Annotated in this window: 18 protein-coding genes; 10 read left to right on the top strand and 8 right to left on the bottom strand. The window is 39.4% G+C overall.

Annotated features, from left to right (window positions below; genetic code table 11):
- Positions 1 to 202: 202 nt before the first annotated feature.
- Together G0029_RS11605 and lysS are read right to left on the bottom strand one after the other, a co-directional pair.
- Entirely contained in the window at positions 203 to 964 is a 762-nt protein-coding gene (locus G0029_RS11605) for an IS5 family transposase (protein ID WP_180107625.1), read from the bottom strand.
- A 155-nt stretch (positions 965 to 1119) separates the two neighbouring features.
- A complete protein-coding gene (gene lysS / locus G0029_RS11610; protein ID WP_078193012.1) occupies positions 1120 to 2646 on the bottom strand; it encodes a lysine--tRNA ligase in 1527 nt (508 codons plus the stop codon).
- A gap of 461 nt (positions 2647 to 3107) precedes the next feature.
- Here lysS and G0029_RS11615 point away from each other — a divergent pair, with 461 nt between their 5' ends.
- On the top strand, positions 3108 to 3614 hold the full coding sequence (locus G0029_RS11615; protein ID WP_078193013.1) for a YqiA/YcfP family alpha/beta fold hydrolase: 507 nt from the start codon (positions 3108 to 3110) through the stop codon (positions 3612 to 3614).
- Between the two features lie 99 nt (positions 3615 to 3713).
- On the opposite strand, the gene G0029_RS11620 is transcribed toward G0029_RS11615, so the two are convergent.
- A complete protein-coding gene (locus G0029_RS11620) occupies positions 3714 to 4259 on the bottom strand; it encodes an adenine phosphoribosyltransferase (protein ID WP_078189930.1) in 546 nt (181 codons plus the stop codon).
- A 527-nt stretch (positions 4260 to 4786) separates the two neighbouring features.
- Between G0029_RS11620 and rubA the strand changes: the two genes are divergently transcribed.
- The 5 genes from rubA (at position 4787) to G0029_RS11645 (ending at position 9491) form a co-directional block, all read left to right on the top strand.
- Positions 4787 to 4951, top strand: coding sequence for a rubredoxin RubA (gene rubA, locus G0029_RS11625; RefSeq protein ID WP_180109782.1), 165 nt, complete (start codon positions 4787 to 4789; stop codon positions 4949 to 4951).
- A 77-nt stretch (positions 4952 to 5028) separates the two neighbouring features.
- Positions 5029 to 6207 carry an NAD(P)/FAD-dependent oxidoreductase gene (locus tag G0029_RS11630; protein ID WP_180107565.1) on the top strand — a complete coding sequence of 393 codons (1179 nt, stop codon included), beginning with the start codon at positions 5029 to 5031 and terminating at the stop codon, positions 6205 to 6207.
- A gap of 58 nt (positions 6208 to 6265) precedes the next feature.
- Positions 6266 to 7204 (top strand): esterase EstB, encoded by a 939-nt coding sequence (gene estB, locus G0029_RS11635; RefSeq protein WP_078189932.1) that lies wholly within the window; start codon positions 6266 to 6268, stop codon positions 7202 to 7204.
- 11 nt (positions 7205 to 7215) lie between these two features.
- Positions 7216 to 8121 (top strand): LysR family transcriptional regulator OxyR, encoded by a 906-nt coding sequence (gene oxyR / locus G0029_RS11640; RefSeq protein ID WP_180107564.1) that lies wholly within the window; start codon positions 7216 to 7218, stop codon positions 8119 to 8121.
- 758 nt (positions 8122 to 8879) lie between these two features.
- Entirely contained in the window at positions 8880 to 9491 is a 612-nt protein-coding gene (locus G0029_RS11645) for a response regulator transcription factor (RefSeq protein WP_180107563.1), read from the top strand.
- Between the two features lie 84 nt (positions 9492 to 9575).
- Here the strand turns inward: G0029_RS11645 and ppk1 are convergent, their stop codons facing one another.
- Together ppk1 and mtgA are read right to left on the bottom strand one after the other, a co-directional pair.
- Positions 9576 to 11657, bottom strand: a complete 2082-nt coding sequence (ppk1, locus tag G0029_RS11650; RefSeq protein WP_111884435.1) for a polyphosphate kinase 1 — start codon at positions 11655 to 11657, stop codon at positions 9576 to 9578.
- A gap of 145 nt (positions 11658 to 11802) precedes the next feature.
- Positions 11803 to 12480, bottom strand: a complete 678-nt coding sequence (mtgA, locus tag G0029_RS11655) for a monofunctional biosynthetic peptidoglycan transglycosylase (RefSeq protein WP_078193019.1) — start codon at positions 12478 to 12480, stop codon at positions 11803 to 11805.
- Between the two features lie 78 nt (positions 12481 to 12558).
- Between mtgA and G0029_RS11660 the strand changes: the two genes are divergently transcribed.
- Entirely contained in the window at positions 12559 to 13383 is an 825-nt protein-coding gene (locus G0029_RS11660; RefSeq protein WP_180107562.1) for a rhomboid family intramembrane serine protease, read from the top strand.
- 127 nt (positions 13384 to 13510) lie between these two features.
- Here the strand turns inward: G0029_RS11660 and G0029_RS11665 are convergent, their stop codons facing one another.
- Both G0029_RS11665 and G0029_RS11670 read right to left on the bottom strand, forming a co-directional pair.
- Positions 13511 to 16012: an ABC transporter permease gene (locus G0029_RS11665; protein WP_180107561.1), complete on the bottom strand. Its 2502-nt coding sequence runs from the start codon at positions 16010 to 16012 to the stop codon at positions 13511 to 13513.
- Positions 16009 to 16740 carry an ABC transporter ATP-binding protein gene (locus G0029_RS11670; protein ID WP_180107560.1) on the bottom strand — a complete coding sequence of 244 codons (732 nt, stop codon included), beginning with the start codon at positions 16738 to 16740 and terminating at the stop codon, positions 16009 to 16011. The genes G0029_RS11665 and G0029_RS11670 overlap by 4 nt, the downstream gene beginning before the upstream one ends.
- Positions 16741 to 16751: 11 nt before the next feature.
- Between G0029_RS11670 and G0029_RS11675 the strand changes: the two genes are divergently transcribed.
- Positions 16752 to 17381, top strand: a complete 630-nt coding sequence (locus G0029_RS11675; protein WP_078189940.1) for an arylesterase — start codon at positions 16752 to 16754, stop codon at positions 17379 to 17381.
- 83 nt (positions 17382 to 17464) lie between these two features.
- Here the strand turns inward: G0029_RS11675 and G0029_RS11680 are convergent, their stop codons facing one another.
- Positions 17465 to 18079: a carbonic anhydrase gene (locus G0029_RS11680; protein ID WP_111884438.1), complete on the bottom strand. Its 615-nt coding sequence runs from the start codon at positions 18077 to 18079 to the stop codon at positions 17465 to 17467.
- Positions 18080 to 18414: 335 nt separating this feature from the next.
- Between G0029_RS11680 and G0029_RS11685 the strand changes: the two genes are divergently transcribed.
- Complete coding sequence (locus G0029_RS11685; protein WP_373685029.1) at positions 18415 to 19455, top strand: alpha/beta fold hydrolase; 1041 nt, start codon at positions 18415 to 18417, stop codon at positions 19453 to 19455.
- Between the two features lie 46 nt (positions 19456 to 19501).
- Positions 19502 to 20509, top strand: a complete 1008-nt coding sequence (locus tag G0029_RS11690) for a hypothetical protein (protein ID WP_180059517.1) — start codon at positions 19502 to 19504, stop codon at positions 20507 to 20509.
- Positions 20510 to 20540: the final 31 nt, after the last annotated feature.

The raw sequence follows: 20540 nt of genomic DNA on the forward strand, positions 1-20540 counted from the left end.
ACTTAACGTGAACACCAATGAAATGACTGACCGTTCACTCTATTATCTATTTATGTTTTAGGAATACCTAAATTCATAACATTTCTCCTTTACCGAACCTGTGAAAGCAGATTCGTTGTTATACGCAGTGAACACCCCAATCATTGCGTATTTTTTTGTCTGAAAATTAGGGTGTGTTGACATTTACAGCCGATAAATTGAGCTAAAGAGGCAACCATATAAATATACAAGCTAAAGCAACAGCGCTTTGATAGTTACGTTTTAGCTTATCGTATCTTGTGGCAATTCCTCTAAATTGTTTTAATCTACAAAATGCATGTTCAACTAAATGTCTGATTTTATACATATACCAGTCCATATCATCATTGCTAGATTTGGCATTTGATCTTCGAGGAATGTTTGCTTTCGTATTACTTTCTCTAACTTTCTTTCTGAAACTTTCTGAATCATAGCCTTTATCTGCACATAAGATTTTCGTTTCTTTTAATTCCAAAGCATCTATTAAAGCAGGTGCAACTTTCACATCATGAGTCGTGCCATCAACAATAATAAACTCGATAGGATTTCCATTCGCATCAACAGCTAAATGGATTTTAGAACTATTTCCACCGATACTTTTAGAATTAGCTTGATAATTAATACCTGTCGCATGCTGATGCGCTCTGACATGGCTGGCATCAATAAAGATCCACTCTAAATCTGCATGACTAGACAATAATTTAAATATTCTGAGTAACTTACTGTCTTTACTCCATCGACTAAACTTCTTAAAAATAGAGTTTGGCTTGCCGAAAGTATCGGGTAAATCACGCCAAGCACATCCGGTTCGAATCCGATAAAGGATTACTTCGATAAACAATCTTAAATTATGTTTGAGATAAATACCGAATTTGGAGATGAGGAGCACTGCTCCGTAAGATTTCAGCCTAGACCAGTGTTGATCATTCAGTATTATATGAGGCATAGCGAGAAGTGAATTTAGTTTGGCGATTGAATTCCACTTTCTCGCTATTTTTTTGAACAGCAAATGTCAACAGACCCTAATGTAAATATTTTAAATTTTACTATTGAAACAATAAAAAACCCGCATTAAGCGGGTTTTTTATTTCAAAAACTAAATTAGTTTTTATGACGCATATGAGGGAATAAGATCACTTCACGAATACTTGCAGCATTCGCAAATAACATCACCAAACGGTCAATACCAATCCCCTCACCCGCTGTAGGAGGTAAGCCGTATTCCAATGCTTCAATGAAGTCTGCATCGTAGTGCATTGCTTCATCATCACCTGCATCTTTTTCGGCAACTTGAGCTTGGAAACGTTCAGCTTGATCAATCGGATCATTTAACTCTGAGAAACCATTTGCCAACTCACGACCACCGATGAAGAATTCAAAACGGTCCGTAATATGTGGATTTTCATCATTACGACGTGCCAATGGTGAAGTTTCCGCTGGGTATTCTGTGATGAATGTCGGTTGACGAAGTTCTGTTTCAACAGTTTCTTCAAATACGATGGTTTGAAGTTTGCCTAAACCAAAACCAGGTTTTACTTGCTCTTTCAGTTCATTTTTAACGAAGTTTGCAAGGAACTCACGATCAGATACATTTTCAGCAGTAAACGTTGGGTTATGTTCAAGAATCGCATCAAACATCGAAATTTTCTTGAATGGACCTTTGAAACTATACACTTCATCACCATAAGGCACATCAGTCGAACCTAATATGTCAATGGCCAATTTTTCAAGCATATTTTCTGTCAAAGCCATCAGGTCTTTGTAGTCTGCATATGCTTGGTAGAATTCAATCATGGTGAATTCTGGGTTATGACGTGTTGATACACCTTCGTTACGGAAGTTACGGTTAATTTCGAACACACGCTCAAAACCACCAACAACCAAACGTTTTAAGTAAAGCTCAGGCGCAATACGTAAAAATAAAGGCATATCTAATGCGTTGTGGTGAGTTTCGAATGGACGCGCAGATGCACCACCCGGAATCACATGCATCATTGGTGTTTCAACTTCCATGAAACGCTCATTGCTCAAATATGAACGAATACCTGACACCACTTTTGCACGAATTTCAAAAGTTTTACGTGTTTCTTCGTTCATGATGAGGTCTAAATAACGCTTACGGTATTTAACTTCAGTATCAGTCAAACCATGGAATTTGTCTGGAAGTGGACGGAGTGATTTGGTTAAAAGCTCAAAATGTTCAATATGAACATAAAGGTCTCCTTTACCAGAACGACCAATATAACCTTCAATGGCAATAATATCGCCCAAATCGAGTGCTTTAATTGTTGCAAGAACATCAGCATCCAACTCTTTACGTGGTACATAAAGCTGGATACGACCAGTCATATCTTGGATTACGATGAATGAACCACGGTTCAACATCACACGACCAGCAACTTTTACATAAACCTTTTCGCCTGCTTCAATTTCTTCTTTTGATTTTTCAGCGAATTGATCTTGTAGGTCTTGTGCATAGTGTTCACGCTTAAATGTGTTAGGCCACGGGCTAACACCTGTTTCCTTGGCGTGCTCTTTGATGTGCTCTAACTTGGCATGACGCTGTGCAATTAAATCGTTTTCGGAAATGGCTTGTTCAGAAGTCGATTGAGCGTTATGTTGCGTCATCTCTGTCTCAAATAGTTAAAAAACGGAAGTTGCATAGCATAGCAGATTTCCTTTGAATTGAGCAGTAAGCAATGCGCGCATTTTTTTAATAAGTAGAAATTTATCGAAGTAAGATGTTTTAATCGTTATACCTTCAGGTAGACATAGAACATACCTTACAGATGTGCAGTAGATAAAAATTAAATACTCAAGCTCGAAAACCTACATTTTAATGATATCAGATGATAACTAAAAGCTTTAAAAATACTTATAATTATCAATACATTAAAATATATATCAATAACTTAATTCAACCTTTTAATCTATTTTCTTTAAGACTAAAGTCTTTTAAATGCCTATAAATTAGACCAAAAGCTAAATTCTCTTTTTGACAATTCTCTCTACAATGAAGTCATAAAATTGTTGAAAAATAAAATATTCAACACATCCAAAAATGTTTGAAAACAGTGTGTAGAAAAACAATGACTTCCTGCTTATCGAAAATTCTGTTTTTACATGGATTGGATTCTTCCCGTGAATCTACGAAGTTCCATGCCATCAATGCAAAACAAAAATTCTGCATTGAAGTGGACTATCGCAACTTAAATTTTCAAACTGTTGCGGACTTTTACCACGAGAGTATTGAAACCATTAAGCCCGATATCATCGTCGGTCATAGTCTCGGGGCATACTGGGCTTTGAAAATGTCGCTGTTTCATCGCATTCCTTGTGTGATTGCTAACCCGAGTCTGCATCCAGACTTTCGTGACGACTACCCTGCAATTAATGAAATGGATTTGGATCACGATATTCCACAAATTGCATATATCGAACGTGGCGATGAAATCTTAGATATGTATGAAGCAGAACAACAACTCGAAGACTATATGCAAGTTCAAGTGATGGATGGCGGACACCATCGCCTTCAATGCCCTGAAAATATTAATGATTTAATCCAACATCTCGAATTAAATTACTTAAAAAAATAAATCATAATATTAATATTAACCTTAAGCAGCAACGTCGCTTTTATCAGACATAAAAAAGCCTTGTCATAGACAAGGCTTTTTACATTTTAAAACTGACGCTTAAGCTGCATCTGCTTCAGGACGTGTTTTATCATCTAAAACAGACCAAATATTTAGTCCTAAATCTTTATGCAAGTCAGGCAAATCTAAGAAAATGCTTGCGCCTAAAACTTGGTGTTTACATTTTTCAGCCAATTGTTTCACTGCACGAAGCGTACCGCCCGTCGCCAATACGTCATCCACAATAATTACTTTTTGTGATTCGATTTCAGCTGACATTTCAAGACGATCTAAACCGTATTCAAGGCTATAACCAACACCGACAACAGGTGGTGGTAATTTTCCGGCTTTACGTACCAACACCAAACCTTTACCCGTACGCTGGGCAAGTAAGCTTGCCAAAACAAAACCACGCGCTTCAACTGCAATAAAGCTATCTACTTCTGCCAATTGCTCAGCTGGAATACTTGCAATTAGGGCATCAGTTAACGATTCGATGTTATTCATAAATAACGGCGTAAGGTCAAAGAAGCAAATTCCTGGTTTTGGGAAATCTTGGACAGTACGAATGTTAGACCACAATGCCGCAGCAGTAGAATTACTCATAATAGGAGAAAATAAATTAAGAAAGGAATGTGTGAATTTTAACGCGATTTGAGAGAAAAGAACAGCTAACCCCCGACTAAAATGCATATTTAAGATACAGCAAATTTACATAAGTTATTGATTATTAATATTGTATTTATTTAAAAAATATCAAATATATATTTTCCTAATCATAAAATAAAAGATTTTAGAGTTTTTTTCTGCAAGACTTTAGTCTATGAAGATAGAAAAAGCGGTATTTAGAACCCAATTCACGGAAATGAATTCCAATATAGCTTTCAATAGGCATAAATATTGTCAGACAATTTTTCCCAGATCTGGGGTTTTGATGATATTTATTGTCCCTCACTGCCATTCTGCTTTTAATTTCACTCATTAAACTCTTAGCCACTTTACTTTATAGTCAGAACTGCGTAAAAATTTAACATAAGAGTCTACTGTATAAGGCTAATTAACCTTAAGGTATAAACTTATACAGTTATGAAGTATTTACTGACTTAATTTTGTGTCAGTTTTTGGAGAATGGAATGAAAAAGTATCAGTGCATCGTTTGTGGATGGATTTATGACGAAGCAGAAGGCTGGCCACAAGACGGTATCGTGGCAGGAACGAAATGGGAAGATATCCCAGATGATTGGACTTGCCCAGACTGTGGCATCTCAAAAGTAGATTTTGAAATGGTTGAAATCTAATAAATAGAATCTAAGGCCATCATCGTTATGGTCTTTTTTTTGTCTTTAAAAAATATGAAATGTGTTTGGAGTTGAGTATGCACCCTATTGTCATTATTGGTTCTGGTATGGCGGGATATGCCGTTGCACGTGAATTTCGAAAGTTAAATACTGAACTAGAACTTATTATGATCTGTGCGGATGATGCCATTAACTACGCTAAACCGACATTATCCAATGCGCTCGTTGGTAATAAAACTCCTGAGCAAATCCCTCTAGGGGATGCCGAAAAAATGTCGGCTCAACTCAATATGCAAATCATCAATAAGAGTTGGGTTAAATCCATTGATGCAGCAAAACATGAGCTTACTATTGAAAGCCAAAATGGAACTCAAACACAACTATATTCAAAACTCGTTTTAGCCGTCGGTGCAAATCCAATTCGCTTAGCTATTTCGGGTGATGGTAGTGAAGACATTCACGTCGTCAACAATTTAGATCACTACAAAGCTTTCCGTAAACAGCTTGCAGCACGTGAAGATAAACGTGTCGTGATTTTAGGGGCAGGCTTGATTGGCTGTGAATTTGCCAACGACCTCCAAAATACAGGGGCGAAAGTATCGGTGGTCGATTTAGCTCCGCAACCTTTGGGTCGCCTACTGCCGTCTCATGTTGCAGCTAAATTCCAAAGCAATTTAGAAGAAACGGGTATTAAATTCGTTTTAGGTACGACAGTCGACAAAGTGTCACGTATTGAAAATGGTGACTATCAAGTGAGCCTTGCCAATGGTCAAAGCTTAGTGGCAGATGTTGTGTTGTCTGCGATTGGTCTACAGCCTGAGATTAACTTAGCAAAACAAGCAGGCATTCACACCAGTCGTGGTGTATTAACCAATAAAGGCTTAGAAACCAACTTGGCAGATATCTATGCTGTCGGTGACTGTGCTGAAGTTAATGGTACCCTTCTGCCATACGTGATGCCAATCATGCAACAAGCGCGTGCTTTGGCAAAAACCCTCAATGGCGAACATACCGCAGTGCATTATCCTGCCATGCCTGTAGCTGTTAAAACACCTGCTGCACCTTTAACTGTCCTTCCTGCGCCAATTGATGTAGAAACCCAATGGGAAACAGAAGAGCTTGAAGATGGCATGATTGCCCGTGCGATCGATCAAGATGGCGTATTACGTGGATTTGTACTGCTCGGTGCAACTGCTGGGAAGCAACGCTTAACTTTGACTAAGCAGGTTCCGGACTTGATTCCTGCTTCAGTTTAAGGTTTAAATACAAGGACGTCCTGATAATAATAGACGTCCTTTTTAAAGGAAAATAACAATGAATAGTGCCCTTCAGTTTAATATTTCACCTTATGCCTCTTTTATGCATGAAACTCGCGTAGAGTTAGGCAATGGCATTGAACTTCATGTCGAGGTGGGTGGTCATCCTGAAGATCCTGCAATCTTATTGATTATGGGACTCGGCGCACAAATGTTGTATTGGCCTGATTTCTTTTGTAAGTCCCTAATAGACCAAGGTTACCGAGTTATTCGCTTTGATAATCGCGATATTGGTCTGTCGAGTAAAATTCGTAACCCAGGCCCACGTCTTAACACCTTTAAACTGATGGGACGTTTTGCCTTAGGTCTAGAGAATCAAGGTGCGCCTTATGATCTATATGATATGGCAGACGATGTTGCACTGTTAATTGATCGTATGGGACTTGATAAAGTCCATATTTTAGGCGCTTCGATGGGCGGCATGATTGCTCAAATCGTGGCGGCACGCTATCCAGATAAAGTGCACAACTTAAGCTTACTTTTTACCAGTAACATCCAACCCTTACTTCCACCGCCATTTCCAAAGCAATTATTTAGTCTAATTGAAAAACCTGAATCTAACGATGAAGATGGAATTATTAACCATAGCCTGAAAGTTTTTAATATTATAGGCTCTCCAGGCTATATTAATCAGCTTGAAGCGATACAAACTGCACGTAAACTCTATAAGCGGAGTTATTACCCAGCGGGTGTACTTCAACAGTTTTTAGCAATATTATGTACAGGTTCCCTGCTGCAGTTGGATAAACAAATTCAGCATAAAACCATTGTGGTTCATGGAGCTCGTGACCGTTTGTTGCCGCCAAGCCATGGTAAGGCCGTTGCAAAGGCTATTTCAGGTGCTAAATTTGAATTAATTGATGGAATGGGGCATGATATCCCACCGCATTTTATTCCATATCTTAGCGGTTTGTTTGCTGATCACTTTAAATCATAAATTAGGACACTATGGCTGCATTACCATCCTTAAGACAGCTGTCATATCTAGTAACACTGTCAGAAACGCTACACTTTACTGAAGCTGCGCGTCGTTCTTTTGTCACCCAGTCTACTTTGTCTGGCGGGATCATGGAACTTGAGCGTTTACTAGGTGGCGTATTGGTAGAACGCGACCGTCAAAACGTGCGTTTAACTCCTCTTGGCGAACAGGTTGTCGGACGAGCCCGAGTTCTATTGGCAGATGCGCAAGACCTAATGCGTTTAAGTCGTGAAATGAGCGAACCTCTAACGGGTGATTTACATCTAGGGGTCATTCCTACTATTGCGCCATTCTTACTTGCGCCATTATTAGAAGAAGTGCATAAGCAATTACCAAAAATTCAATTGCATTTACATGAAGCACAAAGTGAAAAAATTGTTGAGAAACTCGAGCACGGTAATCTAGATATTGTATTACTTGCTCTTCCTTTCGATACACGTAGCTTGAAAGTTGCAGAAGTAAACAAAGAAAAATTGTTCTTGGTGTACAACAAAGCTGACCCAAATGCAGCTCAAGCGAAATCTTTAGACGACCTAGATTTATCTCGTTTAATGTTGCTTGAAGAAGGCCATTGCTTACGTGATCATGCTTTGAGTGCTTGTCCGATTGGTGAACGTAAAAATGACCATCGTTTAAAAGCAAGCTCATTGCCAACTTTGGTTGAAATGGTTTCCGCAGATTTAGGCTTTACCTTATTGCCTGAAATTGCAGTTTATACCAATATGATCAAAGCCAATGAAGATTTGGCTGTGAAAGAAATTGAAGCAAGTCCTACACGCACATTGGCATTGGTAACACGTAAGAGTACACCGCTTCAAAGTGAATTTGATGTATTGCTTCAAATCTTGCAGAAAATCACTAACAATCTGCACTAATTAATCAGTTTGAAAATTAAAGAGAGCCCTGTGCTCTCTTTTTTATTTGGCAGAAATGAATAATGCAGAAGTAATAACATTGAGATGAGTTTAAAATTGAAAATGAAAAATACATTCTCTAGAAAAAAGAAAAGGCTAACCCAAATAGGTAGCCTGATAAGGTAATATATGACTTGATGTATATCTCAATTCATCGCCTCAACAATATCTTCACACTAGCCAGATAAGTAAGAAGATAAATACATCTTAGTAAAATATAACTTTCGTTAAAATCACTAGTTTCAGGTATTTTAGATAAAGTATTTCTGATTCATTTTATAAAGGGCTTTTTTTATAGTTGTGTTTTGTGCTATAAAATAAACATAGATGAGAAATAAATCACATTATTTTAAATAATTACTAATATTTATGTTTAAAATAACTAATCAATTAGTCAATATTAACTCATCTCAGAAACAGTTCAATTTATCGGTTGTCAAAATACTGCTTTCACATTTCAATTATTATTTTCAATTCGAATCTAAATCTGATGATTATTTAATCAATATTCTAAAAATAAAAACGAAAAAACTATAAATCTTTGCATTCAACATAATGAAAAACACAAAAAACCATACATTAATTAAATTCTATTATATCACAATAACTTAATTATACTTTGATATATAAATCACTACTTCTAGGTATATTTTTCTAATTCACTTTCATGCACATTATGGAAATGCAATTTGATTAAAAATAATAAATGAGCGAAATGTATGATGAGTGAATTTTTATTACCAGTACCCGTTTTGATCATTGATCATCAAGCAATGACTTCAAAAACAGTGCTGTTTAACATCTTAGGAAACCTCGGTTATCCTGAAGAGCTCATTACATTTTCAGAAAACTTAGCAGATGCAGAACAACAAATTTTCAATCAATTACCCAATTTAATTTTTTTAGTGATCACTCAGCAGTCTGATATCTCTTTCATCCATAAAATCAAAAAGATTTATCCTTCGAGTAATCTCATCATTTTAGTCAATGAACAATCTACAGATTTAACCTTACATGCCATTCAGTTAGGTGCAACCGCCTATATGTTGATTCAACAACCGTTGGAAGACACCTACAACCAACTGAAAACTATTTTAAGAGGTGGCGCTGCATTGCATCCAAGTTTTGCTAAATTTTTATTGAGTGAAACTTTTAGTCCGCAAAATGCAGCACCTAAACAGCTCAGTCTGAATCCAGCTGAATACCAAATTTTAGATATGGTCAGCCATAGCGCGACTCAAGATCAGATGGTCCGTGAGTTAAAACTTTCAACGTATCAAATTGATGGTTTTGTTAAAAATATCTACCGAAAAATTAGTAGCTACAGCTAAATTTAGTTCAGATAAATGATTCAAAAAAACTTATAAATTAAAAAAATAAAGGGAGCATTGCTCCCTTTTACTTTTCTAACGCATTTATTTAAATGCTTCTATAAGCACATGCTGTGAATTGTGTGCTTCCTCACCCTCTTGAACATGCGTACGAATCCAACGCCCATCACTTTGGAGCAACCAAGCTTGCTGATTATCTTTTAAGTAATTCACTAAACCTAATTGATAAATACGCTTTTTCAACGCTGGATCTTCAATTGGAAAACAGGCTTCCACGCGATTAAATAAATTACGATCCATCCAGTCTGCACTTGAACAGAAAATACGTGAATCACCATTATTACTGAAATAATACACTCGAGTATGCTCTAAAAAACGCCCAACAATAGAGCGCACGCGAATATTTTCAGACAGCCCCGGTAAACCTGGACGCAAACAACAAATAGAACGAATAATTAAATCAATCTGTACACCTGCTTGTGAGGCTTCGTACAGTTTATTGATCAACTGAACTTCTGTTAATGCATTAACCTTGACTATAATTTGCGCAGACTTACCCGCTTTAGCATTAGTAATTTCATTATCAATATAATTGATGAGTTGAGTATGTAAGGTAAATGGCGCATGCAGCAGTTTTTTTAGCTTCGCCATTTTACCCATACCAGTCAATTCTTGGAAAATACGATGTACATCTTCACAGAGTTCTTTATCTGTGGTTAATAGACCGTAATCCGTGTAGATACGCGCATTTCCCGCATGATAGTTGCCCGTACCTAAATGCACATATCGCACCAATTTATTGTTTTCGCGGCGTACCACCAAAATCATTTTGGCATGAGTTTTATAGCCCACGATGCCATACACGACAACTGCGCCTGCTTCTTGTAATACATTAGCCACAGCAATGTTTGATTCTTCATCAAATCGTGCTCGAAGCTCAATTACAGCGGTGACTTCTTTGCCATTACGTGCTGCTTCCGCTAAAACTTGCACAATCTCCGAATCTGCGCCACTTCGATAAAGCGTTTGTTTAATGGCCAAAACTTGTGGATCACGTGCAGCTTCACGCAGTAAATTAATTACCGGTGCGAATGATTCAAAGGGATGATGCAGCAAAATATCTTGCTTTTGCATCGCACTAAAAATGTTTTCAGATTTTTTGAGTACTTTCGGTATAACAGGAATATGCGCGTCATAACGTAGATGTGGACGTTTAAAGTTTGACAGTAAACGTGCAAGGTTAACTGGTCCATCTACTTTATAGAGTTGCTCTTCTTCTAAATCGAACTCATCAAGCAAATATTCATAAATATGCTGCGGACAATTTTCTGTCACTTCCAAGCGAACGGCGCGACCAAATCGACGTGAATTCAACTCACCTTTGAGGGCTTTAGCCAAATCTTCAACATCTTCATTCAAAGCCAAATCGGCATTACGCGTCACGCGGAATTGGTAGCAACCCGTCGCCGTCATGCCGGGGAACAAATCAGAGACATGTTCATGAATAATTGCCGATAGCATCACATGATGCTCTTTGCCACCGGTTAATTCATCAGGAAGCCGAACGACGCGTGGCAGCGAACGTGGTGCAGGTACAACGGCTAAGTCAATCTGACGGCCAAACGCATCCTTCCCTTCTAAAGTCACAATAAAATTCAGCGACTTATTCACCAAGCGAGGGAATGGATGTGCAGGATCTAAACTAATTGGGGTTAAAACTGGTGCAACTTGTTCTTGGAAATACTTTTTTACCCAAGCCGATTGTGCAGGGGTTAATTCACCACGACGTAAGAAGCAAATGTCTTCTTCACGCAGTTTGGGTAAAATTTCTTGATTTAAAATACGATACTGGCGCTCAATTGCCGCATGCGCTGTCGCAGAAATTTCATCTAATACTTGTTTTGGTGTTAAGCCATCTGGACTGCGGCTTTCATTGCCTAAGTCTAGCTGTTCCATCATTCCCGCAACACGAATTTCAAAAAATTCGTCTAAATTGCGCGAAAAGATTAGCAAGAAATTCATGCGTTCAAGTAATGGATGTATCGGATCAACCGCTTGTTCGAGCACACGCAGATGAAAGTCGAGAATCGATAACTCTCGATTAATATAACGATCATTATAAGTATATTCAGTAGGTACTTGCGCGACTTCAGCTGCGGTATTCATTTCAAACCCATATTAAAAAATGTGTGCTGTACTCAGTTTAGTATGCTTCAAATTTGTGACAATTTCATAAAAAAAGCCCATAAAGATGAGCTTTTTGTTGTAATTCAAATCGCTACCATGCCATTGACGGGTGTGTCGATTGTTATTAATCCGGGATATGGCTATAACGCATATATTTTTGGATCATGCGCTTACGATAATTTAGCTTACGATCTTGTCGATTTTCATCATAATATTTTGGATTGGGTAAAATAGCCGCAATAAACGCTGCTTGTTCTCGACTCAAACTCCGTGAACTTTTACCAAAGTAGTGCTGTGTTGCAGCTTCTACGCCATAGATGTTGTCCCCAAACTCAACCGAGTTGAGATATACCTCTAAAATACGTTGCTTCGTCCACATGCGTTCCATCATCCATGTTGCAACGGCTTCCTGTCCTTTGCGGATAAATGACCGCTTATTATATAAAAATAAGTTTTTTGCCAATTGCTGAGAAATGGTAGACCCACCTGCAACCACTTTGCCTTTATCTTTATTGCGCTCCAAGGCATTTTGCATGCCTTCCCAATCAAAACCTTTGTGTTGTAAAAATTTACCATCTTCTGCGGCAACAACAGCATGTTTGACATAATCACTGATTTGGTCGTAATCACGCCATTCGTGTTTAATCGGTTTTGATGGCTCAGACCAATAATCTAAACGCATCATCATTGTCGATTCCACAGGATGTGTACGCCACCACACCAAACTACCAAAGATCCAAAGCTGCACCAAAAGCACAAGACTGACAAGAATTAACAATGTACGAACAATAAAGGCTTTCATGTCAGTGTGTTACTCCAGAAATTCTGTTTTTTCATGTTAAGCTTATTTTTAAATATTTTGACACAGTACAAGAATAGCATGTCTGAACTCAGCCCTCCTGCTGTATCAACCCGTAAGCTGCAAATCCAACTGTGGTGGATCACGGCACTCTTAATTACCATCAATGTTGGACTCTTTGGCTGGCAAGTGCTGCATGGAATGAACGTTAGCCAACCCGACACACTGGATGCTTTGCGTTGGGGTGCTGATTATGCACCTTTAACCTTTTTAGAGGAACCCATCCGCTTATTCAGCAGTATGTTTTTTCATTTTGGCCTGATTCACCTGATGTTGAATATGTGGGCTTTGTATATTTTTGGCAGTGTTGCCGAGCAAATGTTAGGTCGTTTCTATTTCCTCGGCCTGTATGTTTTAGCCGGACTGATGGGAAGTTTATTGAGTGGGTATTTAACCATTCAAAACAGTTATACATTATTGGCCGAAGGTGCAGCCAATCAGCAGCTTTTCCCAAGTATTGGTGCAGGTGCATCGGGTGCAGTGATGGGACTGGGTGCAGCGTTGACGATTATTTCGCTGCTTCCGATGTTACCTAAACAACAATTTTATCTGGATAAAAAAACCTTATTGATGGTGATGGGCATTAACCTCGCGATGGGCTTTATGATTAGTGGAATTAATAATGCCGCGCATATTGGCGGCATGTTGATGGGCGCTGCCTTGGCTTTCATTTGGTATATAGGACAAAAATTACATCAATCCCTGCTCATTCAAATGATCGGTCTTATAGCCGCAGCTGTCGGATGCTACCTGTTTTATCTGCATTGCCAACAATTAATCCAACCGATTTTACCGCTTTGGGAACACTTTATCCTGCTGATGAAGCAATCGCTCACAGCACGTTAAACTGTGGAATGAACCCTGTGGCTATACACACACATGTTGAAAACACATCAAATCTTGTCTAAATCCAAACTACGCACTAGGTTCTTGCTCCACTCTTAACTTGCTCGGCTGTTAACCATCTCCACCCTTAACTATTCAGTTCACGCAAACTTTCTAAGGGTGGAATATCGCAAAGATAACTTAAGCGATAACGTCCGATCAATGTACAGACTAAGGTCATTACCAGTGGGAGGATCAACCAAATCTCGGCATGTAGCTGGATGACCAATTCCATTTTATAACTGACAATCGCGCTGATCACTTCAGCAAAAATACATGCCACAACACCCGAAATTAGCCCCATCAAACCGACTTCCAAACTGAGCATCGACTTTAACTTTTGCTTGGAACTGCCGAAGGAACGCAGTAATGCCACTTCTTTTTTGCGTTCATCCATAAATAAGTTCAAACATGCAACCAACACCAAAATACCTGAAATACTGACCAACAGCGCCAAGATGGTAATAATCTGAACCAATACGCTGACGATGCGTTTGATCTCATCCAAAATCAGACTAACATCAATAAACACGGTATTCGAAAACTGCTGAATCAGACCAATTAACTGATTTTTATCTTGCGGTGGAACATAGAAACTCCCCAAATAGCTGCCTGCATTTTCATCCATGGTTTTGGGAGAAAAAATAAAGAAGAAGTTTGGACTAAAGCTTTCCCACTCCACACTGCGAAGGTTGATCACCTTGGCTTGTAAAATCCCTTCAGGAAGGCTAAAACTCAATCGATCTCCAATTTGAATACCCAGTTCTTGTGCGGTTTTCACTTCTACCGATACTTCATTGACCTGTTGAAACTGCTGATTGCCCGCGATGATTTGATTATCTTTTGGAAAAGTTGCAGCCTGTGTGAGATTCAATTCACGGCGTAATGAATTATTGCTTTTAATTAAGGCATCCGAAAAAGGGAGATCATTTTTGGCAACTAATCGTCCACGAATATTCGGGTACATCGGCGTCCCTTGCCAACCATGCTGCTTGAGTTGTTGATTAAAATCCTGCAACTCAAATGGCGGTAATCCATAGACAAATTGGTTAGGTGTCCCTTGTGGTAATTGTTGTTGCCAACGTTCCAGCAAATCTGTACGTAATACCGCTAAAACCGTAATCAGACTTAGACCCAATGCTAATGCGGTAATTTGAAATGCCGTTTGATACGGTGTGCGTATATACGCTGAGATTTTCGTGCCCCAACTTTTCAAAGCCTTTAAACTGAGCCAGACCATCATATATAGGCCAACACACAGGAAGATGATGGCGCAAATCAGCCACAGGGTGAGTTGAAAATTTTCAGTTAAAACCACACAAAACACCACCAAACTGAGTGTTCCGAAACTGAGCATCCAAAGCATGGAACGTACAGAACGCTCTTGTTGTCGTATCACCCGTGCTGGCGGCGTCCCTAATAATTGCCAAAGACTCGGAAGAACAAATCCTAATAGCACAATCGCACTGGTGAATATTGCAATTGGAAGTGGGCCAAGCAGCATAGACAGGGCTGAAAACTCTAATTGTAAATTTGGAATCAGCTGTAGCATCAGTTGCAATAAGCCATAACCCAATCCCAGACCAATCAAACTTCCAAACAGGATTGAAAGCCCGAGTACAACCAACAGTAAAGCCAAATAAGCACTTAATATTTGCTGTTTGGTCGACCCAATACAGCGCATCATTGCAATGGCATCCTGATTTTGTTGGACATAGCGCTGACTGGTTAATGCGATGGCGATACCACAAAGTAGAATGGTTAAAATATTCGCCAGTTGTAAAAACGTTTCTAGGTTTGCAATCGGCTTCATTAAGCGAGTATTGCCTTCACTGGCATTTCTCAGTTTTAAACTACTTTGAGCTGCATCCTGAACCTGCGTATGATCTGAGTTAGCGGAACGGTCTTCGCTTTGATCACCAAATTTCTGCTTATAGAGTTTTTCAAAGCGCTGGGTATTTTGTGCATCTCCTGCCATTAACAGGCGATATTCAATCCGACTCCCGACTTGGATGGCATTGGTTCTCGCCACCTCAGACTGCGCAATCATAACTGTCGGTGAAAAACCACTGAAACCGAGTTCCTGATTGGTGTCATGGATGATTTTGGCACTGACTTGAAAAGCAGCATCAGCAATATTGATCTGATCTCCAACCTTTACACCCAATAAATCCATGGCACGAGGACTTAACCAGACCTCACCTGCTTGTATAGACCGGTTTAGTTTTGGTTCTGTTTCGAGTTCACCTCTTAGTGGAAATGCAGCATCAACGGTTTTGACATTGACCATGACAAATTGCTGATCAGTGTGCGCCATGCTGCTAAATAGCGTGACATTCGATTGTTTTAATTGCAGTGCTTTGGCTTGTTGTTGCCACTCTTGTGGAATTGGTTCATTGGCTGTCAGCGCCAAATCTGCTGCCAACATTTCAGCAGCTTGTAGCGCTACTGCATTTTGAATTTGTACATTGCTAAACTTTAAAGCCGTGGTGGCACTGATCGCCAAGGTCAGTGCGATCAATAATAAATACACACCCGTGGTTTTAAAACTCAGCTGTAAAAGTGGTCGAAACAATGCCAAAAGATTCATGCAGCCTCTCCTGTTCGATGCTCAATCAATTGACCATTGACCAATTCAAAGTGGCGCTGACATTGACGGGCCAAATCGGCATCATGCGTCACCAATACCAAAGTGGTTCCCATTTCACGATTTAACTGAAATAACAGTTGTTCAATTTCCTGTGCCGTTGCACTGTCTAAATTACCTGTCGGTTCATCTGCAAAGATCAGATCGGGTTCACTCACCAAAGCACGGGCAATCGCAACCCGTTGCTGCTCACCACCCGATAAAACTTTAGGGGCTTGATGCGCTTGGCGTTCTAGTCCGACCTTTGCTAACAGTTTTAATGCTTTTTCTTCGGCAGCTTTGACCTGAAAATTTGCTTGTAACCGTAGCGGTAGCATGACATTTTCCAGTGCCGTTAAATGTGGCAACAACTGGAAAGACTGAAAGACAAAACCAATATGGGCCAAACGGACTTGAGCACGCTGTTCTTCATTTAATAGATGAATGTCCTGACCACAGACCCGTAATTGTCCCGAACTGGCCTGATCTAAGGTCGCCAAAATCCCCAACAAGGTGGATTTACCTGAACCAGAACGACCAGTGATCGCAACTTGTTCCCCTGCAAATATTTCAAGATCGAGTTGTTCAAAGATCGATAACTGTTTTTGTGGAAGTTGTATCTTTTGTGTCAATTGCTGTGCAGAAATAATCGCCTGTGGCATGATATCAACATCTGTCGTGAGTTGGGTCATATCTTCCCTATATGCAAAATCGCATTCAAAATAATCGTCTATTGAGTTACTTGCTGGCTATTGCACTGATGTTCTGCCCGATGCTGCTCTCTGCCAAAACCATTATGATTTTGGGCGATAGCTTAAGTGCAGGTTATGGTGTTTCAGTGCAGCAAGGTTGGGTCCACTTATTACAAAAACGTCTAGACCAACAGTATCCGAAACAACATAAAGTGGTCAATGCAAGTGTCAGCGGTGAAACCACCAGTGGAGCTTTGGCACGACTGCCTAAACTGTTGCAAACTCATCGTCCAGACCTTGTGGTGATTGAATTAGGTGGTAATGATGGTTTACGCGGACAGCCCCCTGCACAAATTCAAAAAAACTTAGCGCAGCTGATTCAAAAAAGCCAACAGGCCAAATCGAAAGTGATTTTATTTGGAATGAAAATTCCACCGAATTATGGCAAGGCATATAGCCAAGCTTTTGAAAATAACTATCAAGTGTTGAGCCAACAGTACAAAGTCAAATTATTACCTTTCTTTATGCAAGGGGTTGCGGGGCATAAAAATTTGATGCAACAAGATCAAATTCACCCAAATGCCAAAGCGCAACCAATTTTGCTGAATAATGCTTATCCATTGATTAAAGCCAGCTTATAAATTTAATTGGTGAAAATGGATTCGTTAAAAAAGGCGCTTCATTTGAGCGCCTTTTTTTAAATCTTGTATTTACTGTAGTTTGCTTAGAAATCGTAGAAGCTTACTTCACCCGTTTCGAGTGAATACTCAGCGCCCACCACTTTTAATTTGCCTTGCGCAATTAAGTTTTCGAGGACTGCTGAACCATGACGAAGTTGATTTACTGATGCAAAAACGTTTGAACGTACTGCATGCATTGAAAGTTTTTCAAGGTCATCTTTCAATTCAGTTTGCATAAGTATTTCTACAGATGGACGAACGCGATTCACAATCGACATCAAGTTAGCTGATGGTGGTGTCGCAGGGTTAGTTAAAGCTTCAATCGTAGAATGAATCGCGCCACAGTGTGTATGGCCCAATACAATGACCACAGGACAACCGAAGCTTTCTGCTGCAAATTCCACGCTACCGACTTGAGACGGTGCCACAATATTACCTGCAACACGAATCACGAATAAATCGCCTAAGCCTTGGTCAAATACCATTTCAGCAGGAACACGTGAGTCTGAACACCCTAAAATAATCGCAAAAGGTTCTTGGCTTTCGGCCATTTCAGCGCGTTGTTGATGCGTCAAAAGCTTTGGGTGATTCGTTTCACCGTCTACAAAACGTTGATTCCCTTTTTTTAAACGATCTAAAGCTTCTGCTGCTGTTAGCATGTTCTAATTACCCTTATCCGAAGTTGCAATATTTTAATCCCAGTCGAATCGATTGTCACTTGCAAAAACAATTGCTGTGAATTTTTTCTACGACGATGCAACTTGATAGAAAATGCTACTCCACATTCATCAAAAAAAAATATTTTTTCTGTAATGGTTCACATTATTAAAACGCAAGTTTAACCACGTCAAAAAAGCAATGGATGACAAAGGTCATTTTTAATTTACAATATATTTCATAAATATACGCTTTTACTATTTCAGCCCATTCTGATAATAGTCATATAAATGATCTAAAAAAATATATCGATTCGATTTAACTGGGGTAAACGTCAATGAAAGGACATCATTCACGCGTTTTTGGCTTTTTCAAGCTAGCAACAATTTGCTGTATGACGTTTACTGCCAACCACACTTTGGCTGCAAATCCGTCTCCCATTAGCAAAAATCTGGCCGTACCTTCTATCGTGCAAAACTATTTGAACCAAGAACGTAAAGCGGCTGGTTTAGTCACACACAGTGTTCAAGTCGGGAATGTGAATTGGAGTTATAGCGAAGGCGGTCAACGCTCTAAACCCACCATCTTGCTGATTCATGGTTTAGGCGGCACACGTGATAATTGGAACCGTGTTGCGCATTATTTAACACCGAACTATCACGTGATCATCCCTGACCTTCCGGCCAATGGCGATACCCATGTCCCTGTCGATTTTGATGTCTCAGTGCCGAATGTCACGGAACAACTACGCCAGTTTGTCCTTAAAATAGATATTGAAGATAAACTGAATGTTGCAGGTCACTCATTGGGTGGTTCCATTGCCACGGTATATGCCTCTCAATATCCTTTTGATACCCAAAGTTTATTTTTACTCAACAGCGCGGGCATTTATAAACAGGCCAATACTAGTTACACCCGCGACCCGTATAAACTTAAAAATTTAATCGTTTCAAAACCGGGGGATTTAGATGATGTTATGCATAAACTCATGCAAAATCCGCCTAATGTTCCGACAAAGCTTAAAGAAGCACAGGAAAATATCTTAATTGCGCGTGCGCCCTTCACCAGTAAAATGATCGATCAAGTCGTCACGCTTAATCGAATCTACACCCCTGAAACTTTTGCTCGTTTAACACGAACAGTAGAAGCCCCAACCCTGATCCTTTGGGGCAAACAAGATAAAATCTTTAATGTGGAAGTGGCTGGCGAACTCAAGTCTTTACTGAAACGTGCAGAAACCCCAGTGATTTTAAATAACGTCGGTCATATGCCAATCTTAGAAGCCGAACAACAAGTTGCAGACCATTACTTGCCTTTCCTTGCGAAAAGTCAAAAGTTTAAAAACCCTTTGGTAGATAAACTGATTCAGTTAAACTGAGCATTCGCCATTTTTAGATCCCCATGACTGGGACTTCAGGGAAAGTATGCAGAAAAACCCGATGATTGAGCAGTTGATTGACGCTCAACTGAACTTTTTAGATCAGAGCTTTTCACACAATGATACCGTAGCCACTGAATTCACCCATTTTTATCAATGGTTTCGTAAACAATCTTTGCAGCAGATTTGGAGCTTTGATCAAATCAATGCCTTGTTGCAGAAACAAATTTTAAATACCCCTGCAAGTCAATTTCTGATTGAGCAAATTGCTGAACATATCAAATTTGCACTGATTCACCCTGCAAATGACAGCACCACAATTGCCGAAATCATTCCTGTATTGACCATCGATAAAATTGCACAGTATGTGGCCAGTAAACAAGGACATCGTCAGCGTTTAATTCATACCATGGTCAACAATCCTGCATTTTCAGCCATGATCAGTCAATTGATTCAACATGCGATACAAGATTATTTAGATAATTCGGTGATTGCAAAATCGGTACCCGGTGTTTCACGATTTATGAAAATGGGGAAATCGGTACTGGAAAACGTCACAGATACCAATTTAGATAATGCAGTCAGTAAATATTTGCAAAAGAATATTTTAAAGCTCAGTCAAATGAGTGAAACCGTGTTAAATCAGCACTTTGATGATCATAAGCTGTACCATTTTCAAGCCAATTTGTGGCATAAAATAAAAGCGCTGCCAGTTTCGGTATTAAAGAACTATGTTGAAGTTCAGGACTTGCCGCAAACAGTTGCCATGGGCCATGAAATTTGGGACTTTATGCGACAGTCTGAGTATATGAAACAGCAAGTGCATGATGGCGTATACGCTTGGTACGTGCGTAATGCAGAACGCCCTTTTGATTTATTGCTGCGTGATTTAAATATTGATGAAGCACTGATTCAGCATGAACTTCAAAACTTACTCAATCCAATCGTACAACAGATGATAGAGTCGGGTTATATACGTGAGCGTTCCCGTCTGTATTTAGAACAGTTTTACTACTCAAGTGAAGCACTGAAAATTTTAAATATCCAAGCATAAAAAAAGCCGCGTTAAGCGGCTTTTCTTTTGG

The organism is Acinetobacter sp. YH12138 (genome assembly GCF_015218525.1).
Lineage (GTDB): Bacteria > Pseudomonadota > Gammaproteobacteria > Pseudomonadales > Moraxellaceae > Acinetobacter > Acinetobacter amyesii.